Annotated in this window: 8 protein-coding genes; 3 read left to right on the top strand and 5 right to left on the bottom strand. The window is 46.2% G+C overall.

Annotated features, from left to right (window positions below):
- Nucleotides 1-127: 127 nt before the first annotated feature.
- From rppB to JGK07_RS31195, 4 genes are all read right to left on the bottom strand, one after another.
- A complete protein-coding gene (rppB, locus tag JGK07_RS31210; RefSeq protein WP_293277459.1) occupies nucleotides 128-1588 on the bottom strand; it encodes a two-component system sensor histidine kinase RppB in 1461 nt (486 codons plus the stop codon).
- A gap of 399 nt (nucleotides 1589-1987) precedes the next feature.
- On the bottom strand, nucleotides 1988-2704 hold the full coding sequence (rppA, locus tag JGK07_RS31205; protein WP_293198552.1) for a two-component system response regulator RppA: 717 nt from the start codon (nucleotides 2702-2704) through the stop codon (nucleotides 1988-1990).
- Between the two features lie 243 nt (nucleotides 2705-2947).
- The gene (locus JGK07_RS31200; protein ID WP_293226593.1) at nucleotides 2948-6085 is read right to left on the bottom strand and encodes an efflux RND transporter permease subunit; all 3138 of its coding nucleotides are present in this window, start codon (nucleotides 6083-6085) and stop codon (nucleotides 2948-2950) included.
- Between the two features lie 103 nt (nucleotides 6086-6188).
- The gene (locus tag JGK07_RS31195; protein ID WP_293226596.1) at nucleotides 6189-6821 is read right to left on the bottom strand and encodes a hypothetical protein; all 633 of its coding nucleotides are present in this window, start codon (nucleotides 6819-6821) and stop codon (nucleotides 6189-6191) included.
- A 783-nt stretch (nucleotides 6822-7604) separates the two neighbouring features.
- On the opposite strand from JGK07_RS31195, the gene JGK07_RS31190 reads away from it, so the two are divergent.
- Complete coding sequence (locus JGK07_RS31190) at nucleotides 7605-7883, top strand: hypothetical protein (RefSeq protein ID WP_293226599.1); 279 nt, start codon at nucleotides 7605-7607, stop codon at nucleotides 7881-7883.
- A 15-nt stretch (nucleotides 7884-7898) separates the two neighbouring features.
- Here the strand turns inward: JGK07_RS31190 and JGK07_RS31185 are convergent, their stop codons facing one another.
- Nucleotides 7899-9350: a hypothetical protein gene (locus JGK07_RS31185; protein ID WP_325315545.1), complete on the bottom strand. Its 1452-nt coding sequence runs from the start codon at nucleotides 9348-9350 to the stop codon at nucleotides 7899-7901.
- 614 nt (nucleotides 9351-9964) lie between these two features.
- Here JGK07_RS31185 and JGK07_RS31180 point away from each other — a divergent pair.
- Both JGK07_RS31180 and JGK07_RS31175 read left to right on the top strand, forming a co-directional pair.
- Nucleotides 9965-11464: a GUN4 domain-containing protein gene (locus JGK07_RS31180; RefSeq protein WP_363319262.1), complete on the top strand. Its 1500-nt coding sequence runs from the start codon at nucleotides 9965-9967 to the stop codon at nucleotides 11462-11464.
- A 30-nt stretch (nucleotides 11465-11494) separates the two neighbouring features.
- Nucleotides 11495-11644: a hypothetical protein gene (locus JGK07_RS31175; protein ID WP_293184773.1), complete on the top strand. Its 150-nt coding sequence runs from the start codon at nucleotides 11495-11497 to the stop codon at nucleotides 11642-11644.
- Nucleotides 11645-11978: the final 334 nt, after the last annotated feature.

Here is an 11978-nt window from a genome sequence, read left to right as displayed (position 1 = left end):
AACAATGAAAATTATTTTTGATGAATATCTGCCAAAATGGAATTATCGTGCAGTGCCGACTATTTAACAGACGCTAAAGTTATTAAATTTTCATTCCTTAGTAAGTTTTCCCGCATCTAAATTGTTCTCAATTAAGCGGCAGACGGATTGTAAATGTACTGCCTTTGCCCAACTCGCTCTCAACTTGAATGCTGCCTTGATGAGCCACTACGATCGCACTCGCAATCGATAGCCCTAATCCTGCCCCTCCTGTGGCTCTAGATCGATCGCTCTGGACTCGATAGAAACGATCGAAAATTCGCGTTTGTTCGGCTGGAGCGATACCAACACCCGTATCTTGAACTTGAATTAGGGCTTCCTTGTCAGTGCGATCGAGGATGGCAAAGATTAGTCCTCCTGGGGGAGTGTAGTGAATGGCGTTGGTAATTAAGTTCGTTACCATACGGTAAAGTTGGACTTCATCCCCAAGAATCATAGTGGCTTGTGAGGCACGAATTTCTAACTTCAAATGTACATCAGCTATCATTGCCAAACCTGCAAGTTCCTCTACTAAATCGCCGATCAGATCGTTGAGAGAGCAAGGCTGCAATTGAGTCGAAATCTGTTGTTGTTCAATGCGACAAATGAACAGTAAATCTTTGACTAACCTGGAGAGACGGATGTTTTGTCGTTCGATAATATCCAGGTTTTGATTAACCTCTGGTAAGTCTTCAGCAAGACGAGTATCCTCAACTGTACTCTGGATCACAGCGAGAGGCGTTCGCAATTCATGAGCAGCATCGGAGGTGAATTGTTGCATCTGGCGATAGGACTGATAAATTGGTTGCATCGCTACTCCCGCTAACCACCAACTCGCTCCTCCCACTAACAGCATCGCAAAAGGTAAGCCTAAAAACAGGAACAGTCGCAAAGTGTTAAGATAAGCATCCCATTCTTTGAGCGATCGCCCAATTTGCAGATAACCCCAAGGCAAGCCGCCGTTTGTTCTCAGTAATAGAGAAATTTGATAAAAGCGATCGCCCTTAGAACAATTCAGAACCTGCCAAAACTCCTTTGGCGCAAAACGTTTTAATACATTTGGCTGCTCTCCACTCGTCGCCAAAACACGTCCAGATTCGTTTAAAAAGCGGAGATAATAGCCCTCCTGCTGAAACACTCTAGCAGTATGTCGCGCGCCGTCATTGCTTGAAAAATAACAGTTTTCATTCGATAAACACAAACCGGGCAAAATAGTTTTCAAGCTGGATGAAATCTGTCCCGGTTGTTGTAATTCAGGTTCGATACTGTCATGCAGCGTTCCGGCTAAGTCCTGTAGTTTTTGCTGGAGGATATATCGCTGGGTGTGAAACAAAACCTGATATGCTGCAACACCGCAGATACCTAACAACAGACCTATCACGATCGCATACCAACCTGCGAGTTGCCAGCGCGTGCGGTTAAATAGCTTGTTCGAGTGCATATTATAGCAGTTGACAGTTGACAGTTGACAGTTGACAGTTGACAGTTGACAGTTGACAGTTGACAGTTGACAGTTGACAGTTGACAGTTGACAGTTGACAGTTGACAGTTGACAGTTGATGGGAATCAAACCTTGTTAGAGTTGATGCCTCCATCATTCACAACTCAATATCTGGCTTTTTTCAATTCAGAAAAACTGAAAAATATCTTGGCTGAGATGGTATTTTCAGTGCAAAACCTCTGAGCGAAAGGTTGTTAGCAATCACCATTGTTATGGTGTTCTACTGATGTTTTTATGCTGATTGTTATATAATTCGGGTTTCCGAATAGCTGTTAAGTAAGTCCACCTAATTAAACATAAGATCTCGATGGCTAGAAAACTTGCTCTATAAGCATTCTTCCTTCTTCCTTCTTCCTTCTTCCTTCTTCCTTCTACTTAACTACCAATAGTGAACGGAAATATTGCCTCCCAGAGGTGAGGGGTGACGCCCTCGGTGAATTCGCCAACAGTTTCTTTCAACCGCTAGCGTCATAACTTGTTCAAGCGATAACCGAATCCATGAACCGTTTCAATCATGCCCTCACACCCATAATCTGCCAGCTTGCGGCGCAACAGACGAATTCTGGCAGCAACTACATTGCTCATCGGGTCAGCATCCACGTCCCACAAACGATTCAAAAGTCGATCGCGCGTGAGGATTTGATTCGGGTGCTGCATGAAATATTCCAGTAACCGAAACTCATTAGCCGTCAGAGGAATCACCGTTTGTTGTTCCCCATCATCGGTAGTGGAGATGGTTGATTTAGTATAATTAAGCCGCAATCGCCCCGCCTCAAGTTGGTCAGAATTAAAATGGGGCGACTGTTCCGGCGACAAACTCCGTCCCCGTCGCTGGAGTGCCCGCAACCGGGCTAACAACTCCGCTTTAACGAACGGTTTCATCAGATAGTCATCAGCCCCAGCATCTAGCCCAGCCACCATATCCTCCGTGCGATCTTTTGCCGTCAACATCAAAACTGGTAAAGGATTATTCTGCCGGCGCAAACGTTGGCACAGTTCGACGCCAGAAATTCCCGGTAGCAACCAGTCAAAAATGGCGATCGTGTACTCTGTCCATTGGTCTTCCAGATAGTTCCAAGCAGTTGTGCCATCCTGCACCCAATCCACCAGGTACTTTTCGCGGCTCAAGGTGCGTTGTACGATCGCACCTAAATCGGGTTCGTCTTCCGCCAGCAGAATTCTCATTTTATCGCTATCTCGTCCAATACTTTTTTACTAACAAACATATACGAATTCTCGAAATTTATCCAACATTTTGGATCGGAATGTTTTTACCGCAGAGGGCGCAGAGGACACAGAGAGAATAGGGAGATGAATACAGGACGATGCTACCGGATTTGATATCATATTGTTTCCGGTTGCATCGGTATTGTTTAAATAGTTAACTGAGTTAACAGTCAACTGTTAACTGTTAACTGTTAACTGTTATTAGCCTACTTCTTTCGTTGCTGTCTGCTCAATACCATAGTTTCTCAACTCGGTTGTTTCCATCATCCGTTTAGGGATCAGAAACTTGCCAAATCGAGCATACAATGCAGGTAGAACCAGTAGAGTGAGAGCGGTTGAGGTAAAGAGTCCGCCGAGGACGACGATCGCCAATGGTTGCAACAATTCCTTACCGGCGCCACCGCTTAAAACCAAGGGAATCATCCCCAATGCCGAGGTGAGTGCTGTCATCAGAATCGCCAGCAACCGTTCCATCGAACCTTCTACAATTACTTCCGAAAGTGGCATTCCTTCGGCAAGTTTGGTGTTGTAGTTGTCTACCAGCAGCAATCCATTGCGCGTCGCCACACCAAACAAGGTCACAAAGCCGACCATTGAAGGAACAGAGAGAACGCCACCCGTTAGCAGCACTGAGATGACACCGCCAACCAGTGCCAATGGTAAATTGACCATCACCATCAGCATCGCCGGAACGGATTTTACCGTGAAGTACATCAATACTGCGATCGCCACCACCGCTAATATTCCGAAAATTAGGAAGTTTTGAGCAGCCCGTTGTTCCGACTCATACTGTCCGCCGTACTGAATATAGTAGCCTTGGGGCAGTTGCACCGATTGCTTAACTTTGGCGCGAATATCATCAACAACCGAACCAACATCGCGTCCCTGTACGTTGGCTGAAACCACAATTAAACGAGAGACGTTTTCCCGATTAATCGTGTTCGGGCCCTTGCCAAAGTCAACCTTTGCCACTTCCGAAAGCGGGATGATTTGATTAGTTGGGGTATTAACTTGGAGGTTGCGAATCGTGTTGAGATTGCGACGGGCCGATTCGTTGACCCAAACCAGCACATCGACCAACTGTTGACCATCGGGCACTTGACCAACCACTCGTCCATTCAGGGCTGTTTCGGTGAAATCTGACAATTGGGCGATCGTCAATCCATAGCGGGCGGCTGCATCTCGGTTAAATTGAATTTGTACTTGACGGATCGGAATTTGGGGCTCAAGCTGAAGGTCTACCAATCCCTTCACGTCCTTCATTGTCGTTTCGATTTGTTCTCCAATGCGACGGAGTTCTTGTAAGTCGTTGCCAAATACTTTAATCGCGATCGCACTTCTCACCCCCGACAACACTTCATCCATCCGGTGACTGATAAATCCGCCGACATTGCCGGCAACTCCCGGAAACTGACCCAATACTTCCCGCAAAGCTTGAATCGCCGCAGGACGGTTTTTCATCGCCTCTTCACTTAGTTCCACGTCCAAGTGTGCCAAGTTCACCGATGCCGCATCTGGGTCGCCTGGAGCACGGCCCGATCGCAGTTGTACAGATTCAAACCTTGGGTCATCCTTCAGCGCAGTTTGAATCGCTAACCCGACGCGATTGGTTGCTTCCAATGAAGAACCGGGATAAAGGGCGATCGCATTCATAAGCGATCGTTCCTGGAACGTTGGCAGAAAATCTCGTCCTAATGTCGGCACAATCAGCATCGACGCTACCATTGATACTGTAGCCAATCCCAAAATCAAGGTAGAGCGACGCATCGCCCACTGTAGCAACGGATGGTAAACTCGCTTGGAAAACAGTGCTAGGAAGGGTTCTGTCGTCTGCATCCGTCTGTGGGGCAACAGAATGGCACACAGTGCAGGCGAAACAATCAGCGATTCCAGGCTGGAGATGACTACTACCACCAAGTAGGCAATGCCCATTGGGGTGAAGATGCGCCCTTCCACGCCAGAAAGTGTGAAAATCGGTGAAAAGACGATAATCCCAATTAACGTGGCTCCAATCAGCGACTCCCGCACCTCCTGAGAACCCTCAAAAATCACATCCATTGGTGGTTTGGGATTTGGCGAGAGGCGATTTTCCCGCAAGCGACGGTAGGTATTTTCGCAGTAGACGATCGCATCATCCACTGCTGTCCCGATCGCCACTACCAATCCGCCAAGGGTCATAGTGTTGAGTTCCAGCCCGATCCAGGAACACACCAAAAGTGAGAACAGTAGCGTCAGAAAGAAATCGAACAAACAGACGGAGAGAGTGCGCCAGTTCATCAGAAACGGAATCAGGATGGCTGCGACAATCAAACTGCCTTCGATCAAAGCCGATCGCACATTACCAACTGATGCGTCAATGTAGGCATCTTGCCGGAAAGTGACGTTTGCCTTCACATCCTTGGGTAAACCCGGTTTAATTTCCTCCATCGCCTCGATGATGGCTTTGGTGACGGTGGGACTATCTACCAACGGTTGCTTGTTCACCATCACCACCACAGCGCGTTGACGATTCCAACTGGCATCGCCTCGCGCTAGTGCAGCTCCAATCTTCACCTCTGCCACATCCCGCAGTAGAATGGTTTTTCCCTCCTGCACCTTGACGACTGCTTTTTGCAAATCTGCGATCGTCTGGATTTGTCCCTGGCCTCGAATCACCAATTCGCGATCGGGGTCAATCAACAATCCACCGGCGGTTTTAGCATTTGCTTCGTTTGCCGCCTTGACGACTTCCTGAAGAGAAACCTTCAACGCCTTAAGTTTTTCTGGATTAGCAATGACTTGAAACTGCTGCACGTCTCCGCCGTAGACTAGCACTTGCGATACGCCCGGAACTGCTAGCAAGCGATTGTTGATTTTGCCATCCACCAAACGCCGCACGTCCATAATTGATGTAGTTTCAGACGTGAAGGCATACTGAATCACCGTCCCGATGGGGGGAGCTAAGGGCGATATCTGCGGTGTACCAATTCCTTCTGGTAGTCGGTCTTGCGCGTCCTGCAATCGCTCTGCGACGAGTTGACGAGCTTGATAGGGGTCGGTGCCCCATTTAAACACCACCCGCAGTACAGAAATTCCTACGGCTGAGGAGGTACGGACGACTTCAACTCCAGGCGTGCCGTTGACCGCACTTTCTAGAGGTAACGTCACCAAGGATTCCACTGCTTCCGGCGCAAGACCGGGGGCTTCGGTTTGTACTTCTACTTGAGGTGGCGCAAAATTGGGCAACACATCGAGGGGCATTCGACTTACTGTATGCAGGCTCCAGATGGTCAGGGCGATCGCCCCGAACACCACTAACCATCGTTGAGCAATAGACCATTTGGGGATGACGTTTAACATAAAAATGAAATTTGGATAGCATTAGGCAAGCTTTTAGGAGACGGAGTAAAGAGATTTACTCAGTCGCGATCGACTGTTACCAAAAATCTTGGTTTTTGAATGTCTACTGGTCCTTGCCTTTTAACCCAAAGACGGCGAATCCACCCACCAGTAAAACTCCTGCACCTGCTACCCACATCAAAGGTGACGATCCTTGAGCCGGCTGCGCTTCTGCTGATTGTGATGTAGCGGGCGATGCCTGCGTTTGTGCTTGTGATGTAGCAGGCGATGCCTGCGCTTCTGCTTGCGGTTTACCTCGCAATGCCTCCGAGTACAAAAGCGTTGCCCCCTGCGTTACAATCTGATTTCCCGAAACTAGATTGCCTTCTTTAATTTCCACCACATCTCCAGAGTCGCTACCAATCTGAACTGAGATCGGTTTGTACGTCGCTCCTTCCTGGATGTAGACCAGCTTTTGCCCGTTGGCATCAACCAAGCTGGTGCTGGGAACTTTGAGAATACCTCCATCGGTTGTAGGGGGGATTGCCTCTGTCTTAATTCCCAATGCTGTTGCTTTACTGGCATCAACTTCGATCGGTTGCATAATCTTAGCCGCATCGCCACCTGCAAACTCGCTGTTATGCCCAACGTGCGCTAGCACCGGAGCCGAAGCCGTACACAACATTAATCCCAAAACAAAACTAGACCCGTAGCGGGCGATCGATAACGAATTTAACTGCAATGATTTCGATAGCATAAAAATTTCCTCCTGACATTTAGCAAACCGGTGTGATGAAACAGCCACTCCTCCCAAGAGCAATCTATTCCTCACCCCGCAAGTTGTGAACCTTCTCCAGCTAGAATGTCAGGCCCAAATAAAAATTTGATGAAAATTTGAGGCTAAGTCTCAGAATTTACGGTTCGCTTCTGAAGTTATGGAGAAACCTAATGAAAATTTTCAAGTCCGGGAACTGGAAACGCATAGCCTTATGGATTCTGGCAGCCACCACTCTAATTCTTCTGGGAGATGATCCTTGGGAAGTCTTCCCTTTTGTTCAACACAGACGGATGTACTGTTCCCATGATGCAGTCAAGTCTCCCTATTGCAATTTTTCACTCCTTCGCACCCATTTTGATGACATTAGTCCAGATGGGCAGACCCTAGTTAGGGCTTGCTGAAAAAGTGTACGTAGTGGAAAAACGAGGCTACACAGCTTAAAAAATAGTAGGTTTATTGCTTGCATTCCCAAATTGAGCCAGAAACTAACAACTTTCATTGCAAGGGTTTTGAGCCTCTATAATCCTATAACTTGCACTTTTTCAAGCAAAAAAAGCTTAAACCCCTTATCTGGCAAACTTTCTACTTTTATTCAGCAAGCCCTAGTTAGTATCAAAAAAACAGGAAAAAGATCTTTCGATCTGCAAATAAGCTGTTACGCATTTAAAATGGTATTGTAGGGTGCGTCAGTTTTCAGGCGTTTCCCATGTATAGTCAGTGTTCACGAGTGACGCACCCGGATCGGGATAGTTAGTGGTTTAAATGCGTAACAGCTTATCGGATTTAAAAACAGGAAAAATTAAGGCAAAACAAAGCTTTTCTCGTAAGATATTTAGACCATTTAGTATAACCCTCAGTCGTGATTTTATAATTGGTAGTACGCCGAAGGGACTGACAGTATGGAATCTACAAACAGCCGAGCTAGAAGCAGTTTTGGATCCAGAGCCAGAGCAAATGAGTCGTTTAGTCGTCAGTCCTGATGGCAAACTATTAGCCGAAATTACAAACGATTCGATAATTAAAGTGTTGCAGCGTTTGTAAAATTGAAATTTCAACCTAACGCGGAGCTATCTGTTGCAGTTGTTTGGCTTGTTCGAGGATTTTCTCGAAGTCTTCTTCGCTCAACCGCTGAATGTAGTTGATTTTAAACTCTTCTAAGAAGTCGCACAGCAATAGTTGTATTTCTTGCCAAGTTTGCTGCTGTTGGAGTTCGCTTCCTAAAGCTTGTGCGAAATGTTGGACGAGCTGGTTTGAGAGTTGGATGCCTTGAGGATCTTCGCTAGCGATTTTGAAGGCTTCGTAGGCATTTTGCGGGCCGAGGGTGGCTAATTTTGACAGTTCTGCAACTAATTGTGAAGCTAGCTGTGCGGGAAGGTTTCCGAGTCCGGGTACTTGCTGGAAGCCTTGATAAATTGGGGATTGTTTGAGAAATATTTCTATATTGTACCGGAGTAGATCTTCTAAATCTGGCTGGAGTTGAGGCAGGACTTTGTAAACGGTTACTTGGACTAAACGGCTGGCGATTGCTTCTATTTCGTTGATATTATTAATGTCTAAATATCGCTGTTTTTGAGTTTGGAAAAGTTGTTTTGCTAGTTCGCCACTGGTAATTGATTGTTGCATCTGATTGATGAGCTGAATTACTACTACTTCTGTCAATTCTTGCGCGAAGTTGGCGACAAAACCTCGGCTGATTTGGGCGCGTATGGGTTGGAGATCGGGCATTTTGGCTTGGTGGATGCGAATGGTGACGGGTAATACTCGCAACAGGCGCCAGAAGGGGAGGAACAAAAAGATGTCGTACCACCGCCAGAGCATGGCTTGCCGCCAACTGACACTGCGGTGGCGGCGGCTGATGAAGTAGGTGCGGGCTAGAAATTCGATCGCAAATATGGCAATAAATGGCAGGTCGATTTGCCAGAAGTTGTCTGTAAATTCCCCATTTTCTCCGATCGTGCGGTAATAGTTGGTGGCGATTAACGGCTTGATTTTGGCGTCAAACCAAGTGATTTCTTGTTGCCAGCCTTGTTTGTTTAAATACTCTTGGCTCCAGAATGTTTTGAATGATTGTTTTGCTGATTGCTGCGGATTCGGCGTGCGATCGCGCATCCGGTCTTTAATTTTTTCTAAGGACCCACTTTTTGATGCTACTCGAAACGGATCTTCGTCGATCATGTTCGCGCTCAGAGTGTTTATTTCCTGCAATTTGGCTGCTACTTGAGGAGATGGCAAGCCTGTTTGCACTACTTGTTTTTTTAATTCTTCTAAGGTTTCTAGATATTTCTGGGTGTCTCGGTGGGGTTGAATTCCTTTGAATGGGTCGTATATTTGGGTGAGAACCGGTAGTTGCCGGAAGTAGAAATTTCGGGCGGGAACATAAGTTATATCAAATAATACTAGGCTTAAATTTCCTAGTGCGACCAGTGCAATGAACCGCTCGAACCAGGGTACTTTGGGTGATTCTTTACGGGAGTTTTCAGTTAGAGATGGCTGTAGTTTTGGTGTCACTGGCATTTCCTAAATAAGTAGACGGAGCGAAATAACTGTAACTGGTAATAGCTGGAAAAAAGGAAACAGCTTAAACTGGCTAACTGTCGGGTTGCGATCGGATTGCGATCGAGTAAGCTAGTATTTATTTGAACCAGGGGAAATTTAGGTAGTTTGGGATTGTTGATTTTGCCGGGTTGAGTAAAATTTTATACTTGTAAAATATTAAGGTCGATCGAACTTGACGGTAGCAGCAGCTCCCGTTAGTCTGCTTCTCTCTGGCAATAAAATTATATCTCAGGCAGAATCCTAAGTTTTTTTTCGGCGTTGCAGAGCTAACTGGTCTGGTAATAAATTACTATTTTTGTTTAATCTGCTGGCTGTTTGACCGCGAAATCAAATCTCTTGCACCGATCGCAGTTTAAGGTTAGATTTGGACTTCGAGTTTGAGGTCAAACCCTCAAGAGAGGTATACTTGCTCAGGGGCAGTCTGGCGAGAGCGCTTCCGAGCAAGTGCGAGGGTGGCTGCAACCTCCGTAAGGTTCGGGTTCTCGCCTCCACAAAAACCAGCTAGCGATCGGACTCTTGAATAAAATGACACCCTGAGTATAATTTTGTTCGCATTTTTTTAATATATGACATACTGCCTTAATCTCGATTGCCCAAAAGACAAGCGTCAGAACCCACCAGGCACAAAGTATTGTCTTAATTGTGGTTCCAAGCTGTTGCTAAAAGACCTTTATGCAGCAACCGAACCGCTGCGCGATGGAGGATTTGGCAGGACTTTTCGAGCTGTCAATCATGGAAAATTTGAGGAACTTTGCGTTATCAAACAGTTGTCGCCGCCGCAGGAATTTCAGCGGAAGCCGGCTCATTTTAAAAAGTATGTCCGACTGTTTGAACAAGAGGCAAGGCGGCTTTACGAACTGAAGCACCCACAAATTCCTCAGCTAATTTCTTATTTTGAGGAAGATGGGCGTTTGTATTTGGTGCAGGAGTTTATTGATGGGAATAATTTAAAGGATGAGTTAGAAAAGTACGGTGCTTATAGCGAACTTAAAACTAGGGAACTGCTATTAGATTTGTTGCCTTTGCTGAATTTTGTTCACGAGCGCAATGTGATTCACCGAGATATTAAGCCTGAGAATGTGATCCGCCGCAATCGCGATCGCAAGTTGGTGCTGATAGATTTTGGGGTTTCCAAACAGGTAGTAACTGATGCTCCAACCAAAACGGGCACGAAGTTGGGAACTCCGGGTTATGCGGCGCTAGAACAGCGGCACGGTAGGGCTGTTCCTGCTAGCGACCTTTATAGTTTGGGGGTGACTTGCATTCGCTTGCTGACTTCTGTGATGCCTTATTTGGATATCTACGGGGACATTCACGATGACCTTTACGACCCGCTCGAAGGTCGCTGGCTTTGGAGGGAGGCTTTGCCGAAAGGAACAAAAATTAGCCAGGATCTAGGTCAGATTTTGGATAAGTTGATTCAGGAATATGTCAAAGACCGCTACAAGTCTTCTCTGGAAGTTTTTGAGATTTTAAAACCTGCTGCTGTTGTTGTTCCACCAGATTCTAAGTTGCAGCAGGCAACTGTTCTTAGTCCTTCTTTGCCGACTCAACCTGTAACTAAAAATCCGATTGTTTCTGTGAATTTAGAGTCGGAAAAAGGGATTGATTATTCTCAGTTGGAAAGGCTGCTGGCTGCTAAAAATTGGCGTGGTGCTGATGAGGAAACTTCTGTGAAAATGCTGGAAGTGATGCAGCAAGTTTCGAGGGGTTATTTGAGTGAGGAAGATATTAGGAAGTTTCCCGCTAAGGATTTGCAGACGATTGACCAACTTTGGGTGCGACACAGCCACCGGAGGTTCGGTTTTTCTGTACAAAAGGGTTTTTGGGTCAAGTCGGGGGGAAAGGCTGGTGTTTATGATGCTGATGTTTGGGAGAAGTTTGGCGATCGAGTGGGCTGGCGAGTTAACGGTCAGTGGGTATACTATTCTGAACTGAATTTTACTTCTAAGGCAATGCCTGGACATTTGCCGGGAGGGACTGTTTTTGGGTGGGAAGGTGGGGTTTTGTGTGGTGTTTTGGGCTTGGGTGGGATCTGGTTTCTGCTGTCGCGGCGAGATTTGTAGGAAGAGGGAAGTTCGGCAACGGATGCTGTAATGGATGTAACGGATGGAAGTCGGAAGAGGGAAGTTCGGCAACGGATTCGCTCGACGGATGTAACGGATGTAACGGATGTAAAGGATTTAGTCGGATGGAAGTCGGAAGAAGGAAGAACGGTCAACAGGGAAAAAAGAGGCGAATCATGACAAAGGTGTTCATTCAGTTGACAGTTGACCTGGGACAGTTGACCTGGGACAGTTGACCTGGGACAGTTGAGGGCAGCCTTTACCTGGAAGGAAGAGGATTGGAGTAATGAATAGTCTGATCTTAATTTATCGCTAAAACGGAGAGGCTTTTAACCAATTATTTCTGGTAATTATTTAAAGAGTTAACAAATTTTTATTTCATTTTTTAAGAATCTGTGCCGAATGGGAATTGTATAGGGAGCATCCCACTTTTGCAATCAGTATAAATACTCAGACAATTGTCTGTCTGACTAAGTTGATGGCATAATAGAAAGCAAATAAATTACCATAATCC

Source organism: Microcoleus sp. PH2017_24_DOB_U_A (assembly GCF_020738205.1).
GTDB lineage: Bacteria > Cyanobacteriota > Cyanobacteriia > Cyanobacteriales > Microcoleaceae > Microcoleus.
The sequence above is the reverse complement of the archived record's forward strand: the minus strand, read 5'-3'. Positions and strand labels throughout refer to the sequence as shown.